Source organism: uncultured Maribacter sp. (assembly GCF_963974015.1).
Lineage (GTDB): Bacteria > Bacteroidota > Bacteroidia > Flavobacteriales > Flavobacteriaceae > Maribacter.
Window position 1 is genome coordinate 1 of sequence record NZ_CAXBBZ010000003.1, and the last position, 22184, is coordinate 22184.

The following is a 22184-nucleotide window of genomic DNA, read 5'->3' on the forward strand; positions in this document are numbered from 1 at the left end:
CGTTCTCTGAATTCAACTTGTGAGGTCTTGAAAAACTGTTGATATAACCCGCTACGTGATAAGCTTCCTCATCCGTTAATTTAGGATTGTCCCAAGTTGCCTGTAAATAAGGCATGTTGCTTTTTATAAACTCTGCTGCGGTTATTACCCGATGCATACCTGCTCCATCATTAAAACTATCGGCTCCCCATAAAGGTGGGTAGGTATAACTTTTACCATCTGCGGCATTGAGCACTCCTCCACCATTTTCACCGTGGCAGATTACACATTCTTTTTTATACACCTGTTTACCATTTTCTAAATTGACCGCAACATTCGGAATCTTAATTTTAGGGTAACCTTTAAATTCTGCCTTTCTATTCGCTGGCAAATCTTCACCCAACCAATCCATATAGGCGACAATAGCTTCCATTTTATCTGAATCTATAGGAAGCATCTTTCCGTTCATACTCCGTTCCATACAGCCATTAATTCGGTCTTCAATAGTACCTATTTTATTACCACGACCACCAAACTGAGGAAAGCGTTCAATAACACCCACCCAAGAACCAGAACCTGCTTGAGCCCCGTTCTGTAAATGACAATTGGCACATGCCAAATTATTCCCACTATATCGGTCTTCAGAATTCTCTGCATGAGGGCCCATAAACTTAGAAGTCTCTGCAATCAGGTAGTATCCTTTTTTAACTTTATCTGGCATACTAGACAATTCTGATATTGCATCCTTGGGTCTCCAAATATCTTTAGCCTCTATTTCTTCAGTTTTAACCGGGACATAATCTTCAGATTTTGGCTCATATGTTAACAGCAAAATAAAGACAATACCGACCAAGACAAATACCACTGCAAATAGTTTAAAAAGTTGTTTCGCCAATGTTCGTAATTCTTCCATGCTTACCGTAATACTAACGTTTAAAAACTTTGTACCACTAAATTAGGCAACCAATCTAGAAATTCAATTTAATTATTTCAGTAACATAGGTTACAGTTGCGTTAAATAACCTTACTTACTTTTATTACTTTAAAAAATAACGGACATTAGTAGCAATCATCACTGATTTCATAACCAAACAAAAGTTATTTTAAATTCTACAAACAAATGAAAAAAACACTATTAATCGTAATTGTACTAATGACAACACATCTTACCATTGCCCAAGAATGGACAACCCCGATTATTGATGGGTATGGAAAAATCAAAGAATTTAAGGATGTTACCACACAACCGGATGCCAATTTAGAATATAATCTCGTTTTCGATGTAAAAGATGATCGTGAAATGGATGGTGTAAATATTGGCCTTTGGAAAATAGCTCGAGTTATTAATATGTTGGGCGCTGGTGGAATTCCGCAAGACAAAGTACACATTGTTGCTGCTATACACGGTGGTGCTACATTTGCTTCTTTAAATGATGCTAAATATCAAGAAAAATACGAGAAAGCCAACCCTAATACCGAGTTATTGAAACTCCTAAAAGAGTATGGCGTTGAGTTATATGTTTGTGCACAAGCAACTGCTGCAAGAGGAATCACTAAAGAAGACTTAGATCCAAATACAGAATTAGCTCTTTCTGCGATGATGGTGCTTGCCAATTATCAATTAAAAGGTTACGCACTATTACCTTAAAAACTATTGAGGTGAAAGACTTTTGGAATAATCGATACGATGAAGAAACCTACGCATATGGGGTATCTCCCAATATCTATTTTAAAGAACAATTAGACCTATTGAAAATAGGTTCTATATTACTACCTGCCGAAGGTGAGGGTAGAAATGCCTTATATGCCATGAAGGAGGGTTGGGAGGTGATTGCATTTGATTTTAGTGAATCTGCAATGCGAAAGGCAAAAACATTAGCTGAAAGTCACGGATTGCATCTCGATTACCAAGTGGCAGACGTTTTAACCTTTGAAACAGACAAAAGGTTTGATGTACTTGGTTTAAGTTACGCTCATTTTCCAAGTACAATAAGAGCTATGGCGAATAAAAATCTACTTCATTTTGTAAAACCGAACGGTAAGGTGATTTTTGAAGCATTCTCAAAAGAACAGCTAGGAAAACCCTCTGGTGGTCCTAAAAAAGAAGAAATGCTATTCTCTATCGAAGAAATAAAAAATGAATTCAAAGGACTTGAATTTCAAATTCTTGAGAAAAAAACGATACAACTTAACGAGGGTATATACCATACCGGGGAAGCCTCGGTTATACGTTTTTTAGGAAATAAAATATAATGGGGGCCTTTATTAGCCCCCATTTTCTTAATGTTTTAAAACTTAAACTGAGCAAAAGCTGTAATATTTCTGCCAGGATCATTAATAGGAATAGTACCGAATTCTGCCTGATTATTGAAAGAAAAGTTTAAATGATTGTTATACATTTTATCAAATACATTTAACATGGCAACACCTAAGGTCACATTTTTTATAGGTACTATGCCCAAACGAAGATCCAAAACTTCATAACCCGGGGTAGTCTGTTCACCAAATGAAATCGCAATATCATCTTGTTTGGAGGTAATCGTATAATTTGCATTTACCCAAAATTTCTCCTTTTCAAATTGAAGTTTAAACCGAGTAGTAAGGGGCGGTACTAAAGGCAAAGACTCATGTAAATCCTTATTTTTTGCATATACATAGGCTAATGCAGTTGTGAAATTAAAATGATTCCAAAAATCAATTCCTCCACTGAGTTCAAAACCTGTTTTATAAGCACCATCTAAATTGCGAAACACTTTGGGGTTAACTGGTGCAAGCATAGGCATATATTTTCTTGTTTGTGTCTCATCAATTACTGCAACAATATAATTCTCATATAAAGAATAGTAAAAGGAGGTACTATAATTGAACCTATCTGTATTTGCATTAGACAATGGTAAACTTCCCTTAAATCCAATTTCAAATTGATTGTTAACCTCGGCATCTAAATTTGGATTACCAATGTATTCATAAGCATCTTGCCCAACAGTGAAATGATTTATTATGCGTTCTATCATATTGGCAGAACGAACTCCCCTACCATAGGCAACCTCCATAATAAATTGATTGGATAGCGCATATTTTATAGATGCGGTTCCACTAATATTATGTTCTGTTCGCTTATCTAAATTTGGATATAACGCTTCAAAATCTTCTGCTGGGTCTTTTATTTCAGATGTAACGTTGTCATATCGTACCCCTACTGTAGCCATTGTTTTTGAAGTTAACGGATATTTGCTTTCTACAAACACTCCTAAATCGTTGATATAAGAATCTTGCCAAACCTTATCTATAAACTGAACTGGTGCAGCCAATACAACACCCATCGCATTTCTTTTAACCAACCTGGAGCGATTTCCATCCCTGGCAATAGCTAAAAAATCAACACCTGTGTAAAGTGCCATTTTTTCATTAGGCTTTAATTTCAATTCTAACTTACCTCCCGCTGTGGTAGCATCTATTTCTGACAATGCATCGGTCATCATAAAACTTGGGCGCTCTTTATTACTCATGATATGGTCGACATAACTGTAATAGATTTTTGCATCAATATTTTCAACCAAACCGGTTAATCCTTTTAATTTATAATCCAAAGAAAGAATGCTACTATTATCCTCCTCGGTATCCATGGGTAAACCTGCATGTAAAACATCGCGACCATACGATTGTCTCCAATGCGCTTGTAGACGTTGGTTTTCATTAAAATTGACACCAGTTTTAATTCCATAATCCAAGCTTCTAAAAGAGGAAGGAATCTCTACGCCATCACCATCCTTATAATTTCCAAAATCACGAAATCCAACATTACCGACAATATCATACTTCTCTGTGGCCTGCTGTAATCGCGCCATTGATACAATAGAGCTGCCATTACTTTCATACCCTCCATCTAAACTACCATGAAGCCCGTAATCTTCGATTGTAGGTTTTTGGGTTACCATATTAACAATACCGCCAAAAGTAGCACCATAACGTACTGTGTAAGGCCCTTTTATAATTTCAATTTTTTCGATTTCTTCAGGAATAACATGTGTAGTAATGGGATCCATACGATTGGGGCAAGCATTCATAGCTTTGGTACCACCATCGAATTGAACATTCAACTGCTCATATTGTGTAGCCCTAAAACTGGGATCAATAGCATAATTTCCCCTTTTTATCAATGAAAATCCGTTAATATCTTGAAACAAATCGGCTACATTTCTCGGCTGTACTATTTTCTTGACATAATCATTAGTCTCTAAGAAAAGTATAGGGTCTGTTTTCGAATTACCTGTAACCATAACTCCATTTATAATTATAGGAGCCTCTTCCATTAAAAAAATAATGCGTTCATTACTTGTTGATACCTGTTGTTTAAATGTTTTATACCCCATAAAGGAAATGGTCAACGTGGTATTTTCTTCCGCTATATATATTTCGAAATTACCATTGGTATCGGAGTAGGTCGCCAGTCCATTTTCGGTTAGAATGTGAGCACCCGCCAATGGTTCCTTATTTATTTCTGATATAATTTGACCTTTAAAGTTTTGTGAGTTTACAAGGTGCCCCAATAGTAATACTGAGAGCACCCAAAAGTATTTTGGTTTCATTTATGAATCTTTTTATGATATATAGGAATACTGCCAAAGCACCATAAATAATGGTATTGGCTAATTTAAATCGTGATAAAAATTCCTAAAATTGGGGAGGGTGAATTATACGTTCCGAAAAGTGAAAATCATAAAGAACACTATAATCTAATTTATTTAATTCTTTTTGGGGTAACTGCAAAAAAACAAAAGAAATCAGTGGAGCTACAAATAAAACTGTTTCATTTTTCAACCAATCTATATTAACCGGTGTTTTCTCATCCTCAGCTTCTTGTAGTAACATTTTTGACAAAGCACATTTACCATCACATTTCATTTCAGGACGATCAGTGTTTTCACAGAATCGTTCTACAAAATCATCGGTAAACAATGCGTAATAACCCAATACACTAGCCGTCTTAAGACTACTCGCCAGAGAAATGATTATAAACAAAGTAGATATGGTAAAACCAGATAACCTCATTTGGCAAAATTAATAATCAAAATGGATTCATAATGTGACTAAAGTCACATTATGAAAATAATATTAATGAATAATTATTACTTAAAGAAAAAAAGGAATGTAACACTACATTGTAAAAAACAAAAGCCAGTATCCTATTTATATATCGGTGTTTAAATTGTAAAAAATAATTCCTTATCTATCAATTTTGTTAAAAAAAGTTAAAAAAAAGCATATGTAACTTAGGTTACTAGATTTATAAGTACTATAAATTAAATTTATAAAAAATTAAATTTCATATAAATATAATCTATCATAAATAATACATTTAAAAATAGAAATTATGACAAATACAAGTTTATCGAACATCGGACTAGACAAAAAAAGCTCAGTCGAAATCGCACATCATTTAAATGATGTGCTATCTAACTATCAAATGTTCTATATGAATCTAAGAGGTTTTCATTGGAACATTAAAGGAAAGAATTTTTTTGAACTTCATCTTAAATTCGAGGAATTGTACAATGATGCATTAGTTAAGGTCGATGAAATTGCCGAACGTGTTTTAACATTGAGCAAGACCCCTATTCATACCTTCTCAAAATATATAGAAAACTCAGAAATTAAGGCTATTGAGAATGTGGTTGATGGCGATAAGGCTGTTGACAATATTTTAGAGAGCTTAAGCATCTTATTGAAAAAAGAAAGAGCAACACTCAAAATTGCTGCCGAGGCCGAAGATGAAGGTACCGTTTCTTTAATGAGCGATTATATTGTGCAACAAGAAAAATTGGTATGGATGCTTTCTGCATACAAAGATTAATTTCATATATAAATTCTTAAATCCCTGAAATTTGCTGATACCGTTTTCAGGGATTTCTTTTGATTAAAACATACTTATCCAAATTATTTTTTCCACTAAAATTTAAAATGATTATTGATAAATCACTGTTTGTATTAAGTAATTAAAACTTATTTTTTGATTTCTTTTAATCTATTTGTAACCGATGTTACCTAGCTAAAAGAAGCATTTGAATAGTTTTGTAAAAAATTCGCCTTATGGATGTAGAAATTCTTGCCCGTATCCAATTCGCTTTTACTATTGCCTTTCACTACATATATCCGCCGTTAAGTATAGGAATTGGTCTTATTATGGTAATAATGGAAGGTTTATACCTAAAAACAGGAAATAAACAATATGAAATCTTAACCCGTTTTTGGTTAAAAATATTTGCTATAACCTTTGGCATTGGTGTTGCTACCGGTATTATTATGGAATTTGAATTTGGCACCAATTGGGCCGTTTATTCAAGGTACGTTGGCGATATTTTTGGTAGCGCTTTAGCAGCCGAGGGTTTGTTTGCTTTTGGTTTGGAAAGTACCTTTTTAGGTATATTACTTTTCGGGTGGAACCGCGTATCGCCTAAGGTTCACTTCTTATCAACTATAATGGTTTTTTTGGGCTCAATGTTTTCTGCAGTTTGGATTGTTGTAGCGAATAGCTGGCAGCAAACACCTGCAGGTTATCATATTGTAGGCGAAGGTTTTAATGCCAGAGCGGAAGTAACAGATTTTTGGGCAATGGTATTTAATCCATCTAGTGTTGATAGGGTTATTCATGTGTGGCAAGGAGCCCTTTTAGCAGGTGCTTTCTTAGTATTGAGTGTACATGCATATTATTTATTGAAAGGTAGATATGTTGAAATCTCAAAAAAAGCTTTTAAAATTGCTCTTTCGGTAGCAACCATCTTTTCATTAACTCAACTACTTTCAGGGCACAGTTCTGCTGATGGTGTTGCGGTAAATCAACCTGCAAAATTGGCTGCTATGGAAGGGCATTACGAAAAATCTGCCCCTGCCGATCTGTACTTATTTGGCTGGGTAGATAATGAAACGCAAGAAGTTACAGGAATAAAGCTACCTGGTGGCTTATCGTTTCTCGTTCATCAAGATTTTGAGGCTCCTATTACGGGTTTAAATGCCTTTCCTGAAAATGAACGTCCAGGTCAAGTAAATGCTGTCTTTCAGTTTTATCATATAATGATTTCAATCGGAATGTTTTTAATTGCCTTAACGCTGTATGCCAGTTTTTTATGGTGGCGAGGCACTTTATTCGATAAAAAATGGCTTTTACATATTTTTGCGTTCGCCGTATTGTTACCGCAGATAGCAAATCAAGTAGGCTGGTTTGCTGCAGAAATGGGAAGACAACCGTGGATTGTTTACGGACATTTAAGAACAGATGAAGGGTTTTCGCAAGAAGTATCGGCTAACCAAATTCTATTTTCGTTGATACTCTTTTTAATCGTTTACGCCGTACTATTCCTATTGTTTATTTATTCGGTAAATAAAAAAATAAAGAACGGTCCGTACGATGAAGCTAAAAATCCTGATGAATTTTTAAAACACGTTTAATCGCAAATTATGGAAACTTTTTTAGGTATAGATTACCCTACCCTTTGGTATTTAGTCGTTGGATTATTATTTTCTGGTTATGCAGTTTTAGAAGGATTCGACTATGGTGCAGGTTCGTGGCATCTTTTTTTCAAAAAAGATTTAAGCAGGCGTATTGCCATCAATGCCATTGGTCCGTTATGGGATGCTAACCAAGTGTGGCTTATTATAGGTGGCGGGGCATTGTTTGCAGGTTTCCCGGTAATGTATGCCACCATGCTATCTGCCATGTATATTCCGTTCATGTTGTTTTTACTTTTGTTGGTCTTGCGTTCTTCTGCAATTAAGTTTAGAAGTGCTGAAAAGATGTTATGGTGGCGAAAAACATGGGATATTGTTTATTTCGTGTCTAATGTTTTAATAGCTTTTCTACTAGGTGTTGTACTAGGAAATATATTACAAGGATTTGAATTAGGTGAAAACTTCAGTTATAAAGGAGGCATATTCTTTGCATTTTTAAGTCCTTATGCAATTATGACCGGCTTTACAACACTTTCTTTGTTTATGACACAAGGGGCTATTTTCCTACTCTTAAAAACGGAAGGGCGGTTACATGCTAGATTAACCTTCTTACTAAAAAAAGGAATGATTTTTTTTATTACAAGTTTCGCAATAACTTCCTTGTACACCCTAATATTCATACACGGAGTTACCGATAAATTTAAAGAACAACCGTTGTTTTTTGTTTTACCCATTTTGGCATTTTTAGCAGTAGCCAATGTTCCAAGATTAGTCTCCAAGAAAAGGTATTTTCAGGCATTACTGTTTTCATCTATGACAATGGCGTTTTTATTAATGTTAGTGGCCTTTCAGTTATACCCTGTTTTATTGCCCTCAACTATAGACCCAACTTACAGTGTTACCATATATAACGCAGCATCCTCTCAAAAGTCTTTGGGTATTATGTTAACCATGGTTGTTGTAGGTGCGCCATTATTAGCGGGTTATCTTATTTTTCTTTATAAAACTTTTAATGGAAAAGTACAATTAGACGATACCAGTTACTAGCCACTAAACCCTAGCTAAGGAATTCAAAAACCTCTTGATTTGCCATTAGTTACGTGTTAATGTTGGGAATAAATAAGAAAAGTATACATAGTATACTGCTCTTTTATGTCATCCACATGACATAATCAATAAGGTTTAGATTAGGTCTTTAATAAATTAATCTTCTTTTTCTTTTTTCTTATTTAGCTTATACATAAGCCAAATGAAACCAACAACAAAATGAAGCAGAACAATGCCGGCAATAATATAGATTAGGGTATTGGAATTTCCTCTCATTACGCAACTCTCTTAAATAATTTCCTCAAAATTAAATATTCAATTCAAATTGAAATATGATAATAATCAATAACACTAGTTGGCATGTTATTGAAAGTGTTTTGGTTTTTGGAAAGCCCTATCCAAGTATGGCACTTCGCGCAAATAATCAAAAATAAGAGTTTTTATTTATAAAAAAATGAACTAAAACCTATATGTAACAATAGTAACTGTAGGTGTTCTAGGTAAGTAAGAACTTTGATTAAAACCTAGAAACCATGAGTGTTATAAAAAAAACAAAACTACTTTTTTTGACTCTTACCATTGGTCTAATCATTTCTTGTAAGCAAAAGCAATCGAATAGTACCGAAGAAAACTCAACAGTAAACAATGAGTCCTTTGAACCTATTATATATAAGACCAAAGAAGTAAATATTGAAGATTATTTTCCAGGCCCAAATTTCATGAAAATTGTATTCGCTGAAAATAATGGACTTAACCTTACGGATGCACAACTACAACTTTTTACTGAGTGGCGAACAGAACACCAATCAAAAGTTGCCGATATAAATAGAAAAATAGCCGACTTGGAAATTAAGTTAAAAACACTTTCTGTGGAAGGGGCGGAAATGGCAAAACTATTGGACCAGGCACAAAAGACCAACATTATGAGAATTGAGTTGGCAAATACAAAATTAGCCTGTCACCAGCTTTTAATGGATAATCTGGAGCCTGAGCAATGGCAAGCTTTAGTAATGGCGTATAAAAAGAAATATCCTTTTAACGAGCGAACTAAAATGATGGATGTTATAACCCATGTTAACCCTGTACCTAATTATATGAGCGTTATTAATGCCAATATTGCCGAATTGAGTATCACCCCATCACAAAAAAACATACTTGATAATTGGAGCGAAGAAAATCATCCAAAAATGATGGCAATGGCCAACGCCATTATCACTATGGAAAAGGAAATATACGAAGCATTATTAATGGAGGTTACCAAAGAAAATATACTTGCCAAATTTGAGGAAATTAATAGTATACTAACCCAAATTTTAGAGAAAAAAATCAATTGCCGCAATCTTGTGAAGAAAACAATTTCTGAAAAGCAATGGGCAGTATTGGTTTCAAAAATAATATAACGATCACTTTTCTAGTGATATATATCATTCCATAAAAAATATTCATAAGGTAAATTAGAATCAAAATAGAATGCAATGTCAAAAATAGTCATATTAGGTGCTGGGATCTCAGGTCATGTGGCCGCAGCACACCTTCGTAGAAAGTTGTCTAAACAACATGAGGTATTAGTTGTTTCACCGAACAGTAACTATCAATGGATACCTTCCAATATTTGGGTGGGAATAGGTAGAATGAAATCTGAAGAAATACTATTTCCATTACAACCCCTGTACAAGAAAAAAGGTATTGGCTATAAGCAGGCAAAGGTTTCAACTTTCCATCCCGAAGGGGATAGTGAAACCGAAAAGCCTTTCGTAAAGGTGGAATACGTTGTTGGTAAAAAAAAGGGACAAACCGAAAAAGTTACCTACGATTATTTAATAAATGCTACTGGCCCAAAACTGGCATTTGACATGACAGAAGGTCTAAACCCTGGAACGAACAAAGCGTATTCAGTTTGTACCTATACACATGCAGAGCACGCTTGGGATGCTCTGAATGATTTGATCCTACAAATGAAACAAGGTAAAAAGGCTAAAATTTTAATTGGTACAGGCCATGCGAAATCCACATGCCAAGGGGCGGCATTTGAATATATACTAAATGTAGAACAGGAACTGAGACGACATAATGTACGTGATAAGGCGGAAATAGTGTGGATTGCCAACGAGCCAGAGTTGGGTGATTTTGGTATGGATGGAATGCTACTCAGTTACGGGAACAATATTATGAAATCTAGCGAAATGGTTGAAATGGTCTTCGAAGACCGTGGAATAAAATGGATTATTGGTGCTGGCGTTAATAAAATAGAAGATGGTGTAGCTCATTATGAAACACTTGATGGCGAATACAATTCTGAAACATACGATTTTGCCATGCTTATTCCGGCATTTTCAGGGCATGGTTTTAAAGCATTTGATAAAAACAATGAGGATATTACAGAAAAACTATTCAAGGGCTTTATGATAGTCGATGCCGATTATACCCCAAAACCTTATGAAGAATGGAGTGTGCAAGATTGGCCTGAGACCTATCAAAATCCGTCATATAAAAATATTTTCGCTCCAGGTATTGCGTTTGCTCCACCGCACGCAATTTCTAAACCCAGGGTAAGCAAAAACGGAACTCCTATTTCACCATCTCCACCAAGAACAGGAATGCCATCTGGCATTACAGCTAAATTGGTTGCTGATAATATTATTGATGCAATCAACGGAAAAAATAATTTACATCACAAAGGTTCTATGGGTAACATGGGAGCAGCATGTATCGCCTCGGCAGGATACGGAATGACTAAAGGAAGTGGTATCAGTATCACAACTTATCCTATTGTGCCCGATTATCATAAATACCCCGATACCCAAGGGCGAAAACTTAGCAAGACCTTTGGTGAAATTGGATTGGCTGGGCATTGGTTGAAATTAGCACTACACTACGCGTTTATATATAAGGCAAAAATGAGACCTTTCTGGTGGTTGATTCCCGAATAGTTTTAAAGGACAATCTTTTAAAACTTGAATTAATAAAACTTAAAAACCAAAAGAAATGACACAGAGAATATCGAAATCGAAACGCTTTTATATGATGAACCCAATAATTCAATTTTTTAAGTTCATTTGGTTAAGCATTAAAATAATGCTCATTGTGGCTGGCGGTCACGGAGGAACTAGAAAGGCTAATAATTAATTACAAAAAAAGCAATTATTTTAACTACAATTGGTGTGGTAATCGGTGCTCTTTCAGGGTTTTTATATTACGCTGAAATTGGTTGTATTAGTGGTACTTGTACAATTACTTCTTAACCTCTAAAAAATACATTATATGGTGGTTTAAAATAATTTACAGCATAAGTAAGTCTCTGTGTATGTAACTAAAGTAACTGTATCCCATTTTGTTTTTCAAGAACTTAGTTCTGAATTTAAATATATAGGTTATGAAAAGTTTAGTTAAAACAAGAATTTCATTAGCTGTGATTACCCTTTTTACGGCAAGTTGGTTAATGTCATGTGAGAATGATGTAACGGACATATCATTAGATAATCAAAAAAATACAGCCTTTTCCCTTGAAGATCAAGAAGCACTGCTTTTTATGTTGGAGGAGGAAAAATTGGCTAGAGATACGTATATCTATTTGGACGAATTATGGGGTATCAACCAATTTGCCAATATTCAAATCAGTGAGCAGTCACATTTAAACGCAGTTGCCGATCTATTAGATTCGTTTGATATCGATTATGCTATTCAGCCTGAAGGGGAATTTGCAAACCAAGAAATTCAGAATCTTTATGATGAGTTTATCACCGACGGAACACTGAGTATGACGCAAGCACTAGAGGTAGGTGCCACTATTGAAGATTTAGATATTGTTGATCTTCAGAATTATATAAATGCCACTTCAAATACAGCTATAATTTCGGTTTTTGAAAGTCTTCAATGTGGCTCACGTAATCACTTGAGAAGTTTTGTTTTTGCATTGGAAAATACCGGAAATACATATGCACCTCAATTTTTGACAGTTGAAGAATATGAGCTTATCATAAGCAACTCCAATGAACAATGTGGGCGATAAATATTTTATAATAAAAAATGATTTTCCCCTCTGATCCATTTGTTATATTCTTATCAATGCTCTTTCATGAATGAAGGAGCATTTTCACGTAACAAATATTCCACAATGCCTTGTATATATTGTCTTTATATGACCTAGGTCATTTTGGGTGTTATTTCTGTACAATACTTTTATTCCATGATAAACTTAAAATATAGTATAATGAAAAAAGCACTTCTTTTAGCTGCATTTATGGTTCTAGGAACTACTGTGTTAACCGCTCAAGATCAAGATAGAGATCAGGACCGCTTGATGATGGTCGATGGCGATGTACTCCAAATTCGAGATCGAGATCAAATACGATTGCAAGATCCTTTAACCCTAAATGACGGTACACTTGTAAACCCTGACGGGTCATATATAACTAGAGATCGAGATCGCTTACGTCTTCAAGATGGCGAATGTTTGGACAATGATGGTGTAAAATACCGCAATGAATATCAATATAGGTATAAGGTAAGACAAGAAAATAAAGGCTTGACAGATGCCCAAATTCAAGAACGCAACCAAAATAGGTTCCAAATAATGATGATTGATGGAGAAGCCTTCCAAATTCGAAATCGTGAGCAAAATCAGATACAAAATCAAGTTGCTCTTGGAGATGGAATTGTGGTAAACCCTGATGGAAGTTACCAAAATGCCCAGCAAAAACAATTGCGACTACAAGATGGCGAATGCATTAATATGGATGGTGCTAAGTTCAAAAACATGTACCTACATCGTAAAATGATGGTTCAAAAAAACATGAAGGCGAATAAAATGATGAAAAAGGGGACAAAAAAACCTAGTATTAAAAAAAAATCAGGTAAAAAATCCTCTAAATAATAATGAAAAGGGTCTTTGGCATCTTAATAATGTTAAAGACCCTTTTTAAAAATATAATCAGTAAGAGCTATGAAAACAAGATTTTTACTTAATTCACTTTTCGCCTTCTTTATAACTACAGGTCTTGTGGCACAAAACAATCAACAGACCGTAAAAGAAAAATCTGATAAAGACGAATCTTATGTTTTGATAGACGTCAGTTATATCAACGATGCAGTTTTTATGGGAAGGCGTGATTCAATCGCCGCACCTTACATATTTCCTTCTATAGGCTATTTTGATAAGTCAGGTTTTTTTGTGGATGCCTCAGCATCTTACCTTGTAGGTTCTGAAGAGAATCGGGTAGATTTATTTTTAGGAAGTTTAGGATATATGTCACATGCTGAAAACCTAAACGGTGGAATTTCTGGAACAGCGTATTTTTTCAATGAGGATAGCTACAATGTAAAATCTTCAGTCGTGGCCGATATTTCCGGTTTTCTTAGCTATGATTTTAAGGTGTTGGAATTTTCTCTACTGGCGAGCACCTATTTTAATGATGGTAGTTCTGCCGATATTTTTACCGGGGTAACTTTAAATCGCGTTTTTTTTAGCAATGACCAACAGTTTTTAATCAATCCTACAATCGCGGTGTATGCAGGTTCACAACATTTTTATCAAGAATATTATAGTACCAGTCGCCTGGGAAATCGAAAAAGTAAGGGTAAAGGTCAAAGTATAAATGATTCCCCAACAGAGGTTTCGACCTTGGTAGAAATTCAAGATGTCTCTCAGTTCAATATTTTGAACCTTGAACTCAGCCTACCCCTACAATACTACTATAAACAGTTTATTTTTTCACTTAGCCCGGTTTTGGCCATACCCCAGACAAGTGCGACCATTACGACCGAAGATATGGTCATCACTGAAGACTTAGAAAGTACTTTCTATTTTTCTGCCGGCATTAGTTACTGGTTCAATACTACAACAAAAAAATAGCCTGTTTTTATTTCAACTTTTTGGTAGGTGGTAAAAGGCGTTTCTAGAATAGGAATGCCTTATTATATCATAAATATCGACGAAACATAGTAAAAGTATCAATAAAAGCCAAGGTTTCCTGACCGTTGTCATTTACGGCTTAACAATACCAATTTATATTTGTTTAAGTAGTAGTTATTGGTATAGATGAACATTAAATTGACTCTCAAGTCCTTTTTAAATTCATCGGTAACATTTGTTACTGTGCAGCCTGTTTCACCACCTTAATTTTGCCTTAAATAAATGAATACGATGAATTATAAATTACGTTTTTTATTATTACTCGTCTTTTATTCGGGACTAGCACAAGAAACTAAGTCTATTACAAAAGATGAAGTGTTAGCCAAAGTTAAAGAGAGTAATAACACAATAAAAATGGCGCAACAAGATGCGTTGTCCGCAAAGGGTGATTATAATCAGACCAATGCTATTTTGTTACCCAATATCAGCGTTTCACATACAGCTATTGCAACTACCAATCCTTTAATGGCTTTCGGCTCTAAATTGAATCAGGAAATTCTAACGGCCGCCGACTTTAATCCTGATCTATTGAACGACCCTCGACAAATTGAAGATTATGCGACCCGTATTGAAGTACAACAACCGCTGTTTAATTTCGACGGAATTTTTCAACGTAAAGCGGCAAAGGCAAAATGGAACGCTACCGAACTACAGTCTGGTCGCACAGAAGATTACCTAGCGCTAGAAGTCGAAAAAGCCTACATGCAATTGCAACTAGCCTACAAAACGGTAACGGTATTACAGAAGGCCCAAGAAACGGCATTAGAAAACAAACGCATTGCTGATAACAGTTATAAGCAGGGTTATTTACAAAAATCGGATGTATTGGCTGTAGAGGTAAGAGTTACCGAAATTGATAACCAGTTACAATACGCTAAGAGTAATATTTTAAACGCTAGTAACTATTTATCGGTTTTGATGAATTCGGATGAAAATGAAATTTTAAAACCTTCCGATTCTTTGTCAATAGTGAACTTTACATCGAATACGACTGAAAGCTTATCCGAAAATAGAAAAGATATTTTGGCCATGAATTCGGCTACCGAAGCGTATCGCCAAATGCATAAAGCAGACCAAATGGCATTCTTGCCACGTTTAAATGCTTTCGGCACTTACGAACTTCATGATGATGAAATTTTTCAAGGTCAAGCTCAAGGTTATTTATTCGGAGCAGAATTGAAGTGGAATCTTTTTGAAGGTAGTAAGCGTTTTGGGAAATCTCAAAAAAGTAAAGCCGAATATGATAAATCTAAATTACAGTTAGAACAATACATGTCTGAAAGTCAATTAGAACTTAATAAAGCAAAAAGAGGACTAGAAGATGCCAAGAACAAATTAAAGCTAACGAAACTAGCCCTTGAACAATCTGGAGAATCACTGCGTATACGCACCAACCGATTTAAGCAAGGCTTAGAAAAAACTTCAGATTTATTACTATCAGAAACCCAATTCTCTCAAAAACAATTAGAGTATTACGGTACAATTTTTCAACATAATTATGCCTTGGCCTATTTGAAATTTTTAATGGAAGAATAGAAACGATTAGAAAAAACTATTACCAATACTTTGATAAGTACTTAATACCAATTAAAAGATGAAAAATAAAAAATATATAATCACAGCAATTTTAGGGGCAACAATCCTAATCTCTAGTTGTGGTAGCGAAGATAAAAAAGTGGTAATCGATAATTCGCCTGCTGTACCCGTTAAAGTAAAGACGGTTTCTGAAGATAATAGTAGCCCGTTTTTAACGGTAAGTGGAAAAATAGAAGCTGTTAAGAGTGCAAATATCAGTACTCGAATGATGGGTTATGTAGATAAAATATATGTTGGCGTTGGCGATAAAGTTCGTGACGGACAATTATTAATGAGCGTTAATAATGCAGATGTTTCAGCTCAACTTGCCCAAGTAAATGCAGGAATTACAGAAGCTGAAGCAGCTTACACTATTGCAGAAAAAGACTTTAACCGGTATACCACTTTATTTCAAGAAAATAGCGCCTCACAAAAAGAGTTAGACGATATCACTGCCAACTATAACATGGCGAAAGCACGATTAGAGTCAGCAAAACAAATGAGGAACGGGGTGAACGCACAAATGGAATATGCGAATATTCGTGCACCCTTTGACGGTGTGGTCACAAATAAGTTTATTAATACTGGTGATATGGCAAACCCAGGTATGCCATTAATGGAGGTAGAATCTCCAGACAAATACCAAGTTTTGACTATGGTGCCAGAATCTGAAATTCTTGCGGTTAAAAATGATAGCGAAGTCACCGTGCAAATAAAAGCATTGAATAAGAATGTAAAAGGTACAGTCACCGAAGTTAGTACATCTTCTAAAAACACCGGAGGTCAATATTTGGTAAAGGTTATTATTGATAAAACAGATGCACAGATACTATCAGGTATGTACGCAACTGTACAATTTCCTGTTGCTCGTAAGACAACTAGTTCTGCTATTATTATTCCTATCGGAGCTATCGTAAAAAATGGTCAATTAACAGGCATTTATACGGTTAGCCAAAGCAACACAGCACTTTTACGTTGGTTGCGTCTAGGAAGGACTTTCGGTGACCAAGTAGAAGTACTTTCCGGTCTTGCTGCTGATGAACAATATATAGTGTCCGCGGAAGGAAAATTATTCAACGGAGCTAAAATCTCGAACCAATAAACGAATCTGCGTTAGGGATCGAAGCGATTACCCCACAGGTACTTTTGAGCCGAGGAGTAATAGTGAAAAGCCCGACCGCCTGTCTAAAGACTGGTGGAAAAGCACAAACAAAATAAATAGAAATAATGAAGGAAGGTTTAGCTGGCAAAATCGCCAAATTATTTATAGGCAGCAAGTTAACGGTACTTCTAATGATCGTATTCATGGTCATTGGGGTGTACAGTTCGTTTTTAATACCAAGGGAAGAAGAACCTCAAATCGACGTGCCTATGGCCGATATTTTTGTTGGCTATCCTGGTGCGAGCCCTGCTGAAGTAGAATCACGTGTTATCAAACCTTTAGAAAAATTGATATCAAATATCAAAGGTGTAGAATACGTGTATTCAACGTCGATGAAAGAACAAGGTATGGTCATCGTACAATTTTATGTTGGTGAAGATATTGAACGGTCGTTCGTGAAATTGTACAATGAGATCAATAAACATATGGATATTATGCCACAAGGTGTAACGTTCCCTTTGGTAAAAACCAGAGCTATTGATGATGTGCCCATGCTTGGACTTACGTTATGGAGTGAAAACTATGATGGGTATCAGTTGAGCCAAATGGCACAGGAGTTAGAAAGTGAGATTAAGAAGGTGAATGATGTAGCGATTACACATAAAATCGGTAATCAAGACCGCCAGTTGCGTGTGGTTCTAGATAAAGATAAACTGGCCGCTAGCGGATTAGATTTCCTGTCGGTTTCTGAAATGATAAAAGCGAACAATGCACAATTGAGTTCAGGTAGTTTTGATAAGAACGATACCGAGTTTTTAGTAAACACAGGTAATTTTTTGGCATCGGTCACGGATGTTGAAAATCTTGTGGTCGGTGTACAGCAGAACCAACCGATTTATTTGAAACAAATAGCCAGTATTATCGATGGCCCTGAAATTCCACAGAGTTATGTTTCTTTAGGTTTTGGACAGGCAAGCGATAAAGTGGGTGATTACAAATCTGAATACCCTGCAGTTACGATTTCTGTAGCTAAAAGAAAAGGTGCCGATGCGATGAAAATAGCAGATATCGTTATTGATAAGGTTAACCATTTGCGCACTACACTTATACCTGATGATGTACATGTAGAAATTACAAGAAACTATGGTGAAACTGCATCTCATAAAGTGTCAGAGTTATTGCTGCACTTGATTGGGTCCATCTTTGCCGTAACACTGGTTGTTATGTTAGCAATGGGCTGGCGTGGTGGTTTAGTGGTATTTTTATCGGTTCCGATTACATTTGCTTTAACGCTGTTGAGCTACTACATGTTAGACTATACGCTAAACAGAATTACGTTGTTTGCTTTAGTTTTTGTTACGGGTATCGTAGTGGATGACTCCATTATTATCGCCGAGAATATGCACCGGCATTTTAAAATGAAACGCTTGCCATTTAAGCAAGCTGCACTTTATGCTATAAACGAAGTAGGTAACCCTACTATTTTGGCAACATTTACGGTAATAGCCTCTGTATTGCCAATGGCATTTGTTTCTGGCTTAATGGGACCTTATATGGCTCCAATGCCAATAGGGGCATCAATCGCCATGATTCTGTCCTTATTCGTTGCTTTGACCATAACTCCTTATTTAGGATATATTTTCTTAAGAGAAAAAGATAAAAAGGGAGAAGAAGAAAAGCAACAAAAACCTTTAGAGGATACCTTCATTTATAGGGTTTACAACAAATTTGAACGTCCTCTAATTGAAAATAAAAGCAAACGTTGGTTGTTTTTAGGATTGACTTTTTTATTACTCATGGGATCAATGATGTTGTTTTTTACCAAATCGGTAGCCGTTAAGATGTTACCTTTTGATAACAAAAACGAATTTCAAGTGGTTATAGATATGCCAGAAGGCACTACCCTTGAACGCACGGGAGCGGTAGCTCAAGAAATTTCACAATACTTGTCTACTCGTCCAGAAGTGGTGAACTACCAAAATTATATCGGCACTTCTGCACCAATTACATTTAATGGGTTGGTACGTCATTACGATTTACGTGGTGGCAGTAATATGGCAGATATACAAGTTAATCTTATTGACAAAGGCGAACGTTCAGCCGAGAGCCATGACATCGCAAGATTACTTCGCCCCGATATTCAAAAAATAGCGGCGAAATATAATGCCAATGTAAAATTGGTCGAAGTTCCGCCTGGGCCTCCTGTTCTTTCTACGATTGTTGCAGAGGTATATGGTCCTGATTATGAAGAGCAAATAAAAATTGCCAATAGTGTTCAAGATATTTTAAAAAACACTGATGATGTAGTTGATATCGATTGGCTTGTTGAAGCAGATCAAACCGAATATCAATTCGTAATCAATAAAGAGAAAGCAATGCTCTACGGTGTGGCACCACAACAAATAGCCTATACCATGAATATGGCATTATCCAATAGAGCAATTACAAATTTATACGATGAGAATGCAAGCAATCAAGTTGGTTTGATTTTGGCTTTAGATGAAAAGGAAAAATCGACCATTTCGGATATTTCACAATTGAAGATTACTTCTAAGCAAGGTACTATGGTGCCAATTGCCGATTTAGTTGACATTAAAGAAACCATAAGTGCAAAAAGTATTTACCATAAAAATCAAAAACGTGTAGTTTATGTGATGGCCGATATGGCCGGGGAATTGGAGAGTCCTGCTTATGCGATTTTAGGTATGGAGGAAAAGCTCAAAGAAATTGCCTTACCAAAAGGTTATGAAATCAATGAAATGTACTTAGGCCAGCCTGAATTTGAAGATAACTATACCGTTAAGTGGGATGGTGAGTGGCAAATTACGCTTGAGGTATTTCGTGATTTAGGAATTGCCTTTATGGGAGCTATCATATTAATTTATATTCTGATTGTAGGATGGTTTCAAAACTTTAAAGCACCTATTGTAATGATGGTTGCTATACCGCTTTCCTTAATCGGAATTATTTTAGGCCACTGGATTATGGGCGCGTTTTTTACCGCTACTTCGTTTATTGGAATGATTGCATTAGCAGGTATCATGGTACGAAACTCCGTACTACTAATCGACTTTATTAATTTGCGTTTGGCAGAAGGTATACCCATTAAACAAGCAGCCATTGAAGCTGGTGCGGTTCGTACTACACCTATTCTATTAACCGCAGGTACAGTAGTAATTGGTGCGTTCGTTATTTTATTTGATCCAATATTTCAAGGGTTAGCTATTTCATTGATGGGCGGGACTATTGTTTCTACTGTATTGACATTGTTGGTGGTACCATTGGTTTATTATATGATTGAGCGGAAGAATTATCCTGAAATTGAAGAAAAAACAGATAGAATTAAAGACTAAAATCAATAAAATGAAATTATTAATTGTAACGGTCGTAGAAGAATTCGAGAAGGATATTCTTAGGCTATTTAAAAAAGCCAATATTGAAAGTTTTAGTGAAAGTCGTATTGACGGACATAAAAACATAACATCAATGGTTCGCACAGCAAGTTGGTTCCCTAGTGAAAAAGGAGGTGTAGAATCAAGTTTATTTTTCTCATTCACCTCAGACGAAAATATAGATTCGCTTTTTGAACTTATTAAAACGTTTAATGAAAAGTTGGAAACAAACAACCCAATAAAAGCAGTTGTTGTACCTATTGAAAAATCAATTTAATCTTAAAAATTATCAAAATGCTAAACACATATTTTAGAGTTATCGTAGGTTTAATGGTTTTACTGAGCGTAGTTTTAGCGGTATATGTAAATATCAACTGGTTATGGTTTACAGTTTTCATAGGAGTTAATCTTATTCAATCGGCATTTACAAAGTGGTGTTTGTTGGAAACTATACTTATAAAATTAGGAGTCAAAAAATAATACTCTTTACCATGTAGGTTTTCCTAAATAGGTTGTTGTAAATGATCTAGATATTCTATCTAATTATATTGTCCTTGACTTGATTTAAAGCTAAGGACTTTATACTTCTGACATTCAGTACCTTACAAACATAAGAGTATATATTTGAAGTTATTATCCTACTGAAAAGTTGGTATGGCCTGTAAGTTAATATCTTGCCAATGTGATAGTGATTGCAAAAGAATCAGTTTCTTTGCACTTTTATAATTCACTTTGAACAAGAATTAATTAGATAATGAATATATTATATGACCCATGGCCATGGTATGTGGCCGGACCGTTAATAGCCTTAACCATGTTTATTCTTCTTTTTGTAGGGAAAAAATTTGGTATGTCATCTAACTTAACAACGATGTGCTCTATTGGTGGTGCAGGAAAATATGCCGATTACTTTAAATTGGATTGGAAATCACAACGTTGGAACCTAATGGTTGTTGTAGGAGCTGTTATCGGAGGATTTATTGCATCCCAGTATATGTCTGATAATACAGTAAAGATTAATCCGGAAGTTGTGCAACAGCTTTCTAATGATTACGGAATTGAAAGTGCAGGGGAAGCGTATTTACCAACAGAACTTTTTGCACCACAACATCTTACTGACCCTTTTGTACTTGTAATTTTAATTCTAGGCGGATTCTTGGTAGGCTTTGGTGCCCGATATGCCGGTGGTTGTACAAGCGGTCATGCCATTTCTGGACTTAGTAATTTACAGTTGCCTTCTCTTATTGCCGTCATTGGCTTCTTTATAGGTGGGCTAGTAATGATTCACCTTTTATTCCCCTTAATTTTTAGTTAGAGATGAGATATATAAGCTATTTAGTTATCGGTATATTTTTCGGTATCATTATGTATAAATCTGAAGCTGCATCTTGGTTCAGAATTTATGAGATGTTTCAATTCGGTTCTTTTCACATGTATGGCATCATTGGCTCTGCACTTGTAATTGGAGTAGTTGGTGTGCAAATCATTAAAAAGTATAACATAAAAGCTATTGGAGGTACCGAAATGAATTTACACCCTAAGAAAAAAGGTGTCACCAATTATCTAATAGGTGGTATTATTTTTGGCCTTGGATGGGCTTTAGCAGGTGCTTGCCCTGGACCTATGTATGTACTGGCCGGAGCTGGGTATTATTCTATTTTAGTGGTGATTGGCGGAGCTCTTTTAGGAACTTTCGTATACGGAGTCGTAAAAGACAAACTACCACATTAAT

The 22184-nt window shown here is 35.5% G+C and carries 21 protein-coding genes; 18 read left to right on the forward strand and 3 right to left on the reverse strand.

Going from position 1 to position 22184, the window contains the following annotated elements; translation table 11 throughout:
* Nucleotides 1-892, reverse strand: an 892-nt coding sequence (locus tag AACZ41_RS07255; protein ID WP_339627710.1) for a c-type cytochrome, incomplete at its 3' end; no start/stop codon positions are given.
* Nucleotides 893-1099: 207 nt separating this feature from the next.
* Here AACZ41_RS07255 and AACZ41_RS07260 point away from each other — a divergent pair.
* Nucleotides 1100-1627: a DsrE family protein gene (locus tag AACZ41_RS07260; protein ID WP_339627711.1), complete on the forward strand. Its 528-nt coding sequence runs from the start codon at nt 1100-1102 to the stop codon at nt 1625-1627.
* An 11-nt stretch (nt 1628-1638) separates the two neighbouring features.
* On the forward strand, nt 1639-2232 hold the full coding sequence (locus tag AACZ41_RS07265) for a class I SAM-dependent methyltransferase (RefSeq protein ID WP_339627712.1): 594 nt from the start codon (nt 1639-1641) through the stop codon (nt 2230-2232).
* A gap of 35 nt (nt 2233-2267) precedes the next feature.
* Here AACZ41_RS07265 and AACZ41_RS07270 read toward each other — a convergent pair whose 3' ends face one another.
* Nucleotides 2268-4568: a TonB-dependent receptor gene (locus AACZ41_RS07270; protein WP_339627713.1), complete on the reverse strand. Its 2301-nt coding sequence runs from the start codon at nt 4566-4568 to the stop codon at nt 2268-2270.
* 85 nt (nt 4569-4653) lie between these two features.
* Complete coding sequence (locus tag AACZ41_RS07275; protein WP_339627714.1) at nt 4654-5031, reverse strand: hypothetical protein; 378 nt, start codon at nt 5029-5031, stop codon at nt 4654-4656.
* A 322-nt stretch (nt 5032-5353) separates the two neighbouring features.
* On the opposite strand from AACZ41_RS07275, the gene AACZ41_RS07280 reads away from it, so the two are divergent.
* The 16 genes from AACZ41_RS07280 to AACZ41_RS07355 all read left to right on the forward strand — a co-directional run bounded on the left by AACZ41_RS07280 (nt 5354) and on the right by AACZ41_RS07355 (nt 22183).
* Entirely contained in the window at nt 5354-5833 is a 480-nt protein-coding gene (locus AACZ41_RS07280; RefSeq protein ID WP_339627715.1) for a DNA starvation/stationary phase protection protein, read from the forward strand.
* A gap of 236 nt (nt 5834-6069) precedes the next feature.
* Nucleotides 6070-7425, forward strand: a complete 1356-nt coding sequence (locus AACZ41_RS07285) for a cytochrome ubiquinol oxidase subunit I (RefSeq protein WP_339627716.1) — start codon at nt 6070-6072, stop codon at nt 7423-7425.
* Nucleotides 7426-7434: 9 nt separating this feature from the next.
* Nucleotides 7435-8472 carry a cytochrome d ubiquinol oxidase subunit II gene (gene cydB / locus AACZ41_RS07290; RefSeq protein ID WP_339627717.1) on the forward strand — a complete coding sequence of 346 codons (1038 nt, stop codon included), beginning with the start codon at nt 7435-7437 and terminating at the stop codon, nt 8470-8472.
* Nucleotides 8473-9005: 533 nt separating this feature from the next.
* Nucleotides 9006-9872, forward strand: coding sequence for a hypothetical protein (locus AACZ41_RS07295; RefSeq protein ID WP_339627718.1), 867 nt, complete (start codon nt 9006-9008; stop codon nt 9870-9872).
* 75 nt (nt 9873-9947) lie between these two features.
* A complete protein-coding gene (locus tag AACZ41_RS07300; RefSeq protein ID WP_339627720.1) occupies nt 9948-11402 on the forward strand; it encodes an FAD/NAD(P)-binding oxidoreductase in 1455 nt (484 codons plus the stop codon).
* Nucleotides 11403-11457: 55 nt separating this feature from the next.
* On the forward strand, nt 11458-11598 hold the full coding sequence (locus AACZ41_RS07305) for a hypothetical protein (protein ID WP_339627721.1): 141 nt from the start codon (nt 11458-11460) through the stop codon (nt 11596-11598).
* Nucleotides 11599-11845: 247 nt separating this feature from the next.
* Nucleotides 11846-12481 (forward strand): DUF2202 domain-containing protein, encoded by a 636-nt coding sequence (locus AACZ41_RS07310; RefSeq protein ID WP_339627722.1) that lies wholly within the window; start codon nt 11846-11848, stop codon nt 12479-12481.
* A 201-nt stretch (nt 12482-12682) separates the two neighbouring features.
* A complete protein-coding gene (locus AACZ41_RS07315; RefSeq protein WP_339627723.1) occupies nt 12683-13345 on the forward strand; it encodes a DUF6799 domain-containing protein in 663 nt (220 codons plus the stop codon).
* A gap of 69 nt (nt 13346-13414) precedes the next feature.
* A complete protein-coding gene (locus tag AACZ41_RS07320; RefSeq protein ID WP_339627725.1) occupies nt 13415-14323 on the forward strand; it encodes a hypothetical protein in 909 nt (302 codons plus the stop codon).
* Between the two features lie 291 nt (nt 14324-14614).
* Nucleotides 14615-15919, forward strand: coding sequence for a TolC family protein (locus AACZ41_RS07325; RefSeq protein ID WP_339627726.1), 1305 nt, complete (start codon nt 14615-14617; stop codon nt 15917-15919).
* A gap of 58 nt (nt 15920-15977) precedes the next feature.
* Entirely contained in the window at nt 15978-17060 is a 1083-nt protein-coding gene (locus AACZ41_RS07330) for an efflux RND transporter periplasmic adaptor subunit (protein ID WP_339627728.1), read from the forward strand.
* Between the two features lie 125 nt (nt 17061-17185).
* Entirely contained in the window at nt 17186-20413 is a 3228-nt protein-coding gene (locus AACZ41_RS07335) for an efflux RND transporter permease subunit (RefSeq protein WP_339627729.1), read from the forward strand.
* A 10-nt stretch (nt 20414-20423) separates the two neighbouring features.
* Nucleotides 20424-20729 carry a hypothetical protein gene (locus AACZ41_RS07340; protein WP_339627730.1) on the forward strand — a complete coding sequence of 102 codons (306 nt, stop codon included), beginning with the start codon at nt 20424-20426 and terminating at the stop codon, nt 20727-20729.
* A gap of 17 nt (nt 20730-20746) precedes the next feature.
* A complete protein-coding gene (locus AACZ41_RS07345) occupies nt 20747-20932 on the forward strand; it encodes a DUF2892 domain-containing protein (RefSeq protein ID WP_339627731.1) in 186 nt (61 codons plus the stop codon).
* A gap of 274 nt (nt 20933-21206) precedes the next feature.
* A complete protein-coding gene (locus tag AACZ41_RS07350; protein WP_339627732.1) occupies nt 21207-21767 on the forward strand; it encodes a YeeE/YedE thiosulfate transporter family protein in 561 nt (186 codons plus the stop codon).
* Between the two features lie 2 nt (nt 21768-21769).
* Nucleotides 21770-22183, forward strand: coding sequence for a DUF6691 family protein (locus AACZ41_RS07355; protein ID WP_339627733.1), 414 nt, complete (start codon nt 21770-21772; stop codon nt 22181-22183).
* The last annotated feature ends 1 nt before the right edge of the window (nt 22184 follow it).

Coding starts and splice junctions, on each gene's coding strand:
- AACZ41_RS07260 (WP_339627711.1), top strand. CDS start 1,100: ATGAAAAAAACACTATTAATCGTAATTGTACTAATGACAACACATCTT.
- AACZ41_RS07270 (WP_339627713.1), bottom strand. CDS start 4,568: ATGAAACCAAAATACTTTTGGGTGCTCTCAGTATTACTATTGGGGCAC.
- AACZ41_RS07275 (WP_339627714.1), bottom strand. CDS start 5,031: ATGAGGTTATCTGGTTTTACCATATCTACTTTGTTTATAATCATTTCT.
- AACZ41_RS07280 (WP_339627715.1), top strand. CDS start 5,354: ATGACAAATACAAGTTTATCGAACATCGGACTAGACAAAAAAAGCTCA.
- AACZ41_RS07285 (WP_339627716.1), top strand. CDS start 6,070: ATGGATGTAGAAATTCTTGCCCGTATCCAATTCGCTTTTACTATTGCC.
- cydB (WP_339627717.1), top strand. CDS start 7,435: ATGGAAACTTTTTTAGGTATAGATTACCCTACCCTTTGGTATTTAGTC.
- AACZ41_RS07295 (WP_339627718.1), top strand. CDS start 9,006: ATGAGTGTTATAAAAAAAACAAAACTACTTTTTTTGACTCTTACCATT.
- AACZ41_RS07300 (WP_339627720.1), top strand. CDS start 9,948: ATGTCAAAAATAGTCATATTAGGTGCTGGGATCTCAGGTCATGTGGCC.
- AACZ41_RS07305 (WP_339627721.1), top strand. CDS start 11,458: ATGACACAGAGAATATCGAAATCGAAACGCTTTTATATGATGAACCCA.
- AACZ41_RS07310 (WP_339627722.1), top strand. CDS start 11,846: ATGAAAAGTTTAGTTAAAACAAGAATTTCATTAGCTGTGATTACCCTT.
- AACZ41_RS07315 (WP_339627723.1), top strand. CDS start 12,683: ATGAAAAAAGCACTTCTTTTAGCTGCATTTATGGTTCTAGGAACTACT.
- AACZ41_RS07320 (WP_339627725.1), top strand. CDS start 13,415: ATGAAAACAAGATTTTTACTTAATTCACTTTTCGCCTTCTTTATAACT.
- AACZ41_RS07325 (WP_339627726.1), top strand. CDS start 14,615: ATGAATTATAAATTACGTTTTTTATTATTACTCGTCTTTTATTCGGGA.
- AACZ41_RS07330 (WP_339627728.1), top strand. CDS start 15,978: ATGAAAAATAAAAAATATATAATCACAGCAATTTTAGGGGCAACAATC.
- AACZ41_RS07335 (WP_339627729.1), top strand. CDS start 17,186: ATGAAGGAAGGTTTAGCTGGCAAAATCGCCAAATTATTTATAGGCAGC.
- AACZ41_RS07340 (WP_339627730.1), top strand. CDS start 20,424: ATGAAATTATTAATTGTAACGGTCGTAGAAGAATTCGAGAAGGATATT.
- AACZ41_RS07345 (WP_339627731.1), top strand. CDS start 20,747: ATGCTAAACACATATTTTAGAGTTATCGTAGGTTTAATGGTTTTACTG.
- AACZ41_RS07350 (WP_339627732.1), top strand. CDS start 21,207: ATGAATATATTATATGACCCATGGCCATGGTATGTGGCCGGACCGTTA.
- AACZ41_RS07355 (WP_339627733.1), top strand. CDS start 21,770: ATGAGATATATAAGCTATTTAGTTATCGGTATATTTTTCGGTATCATT.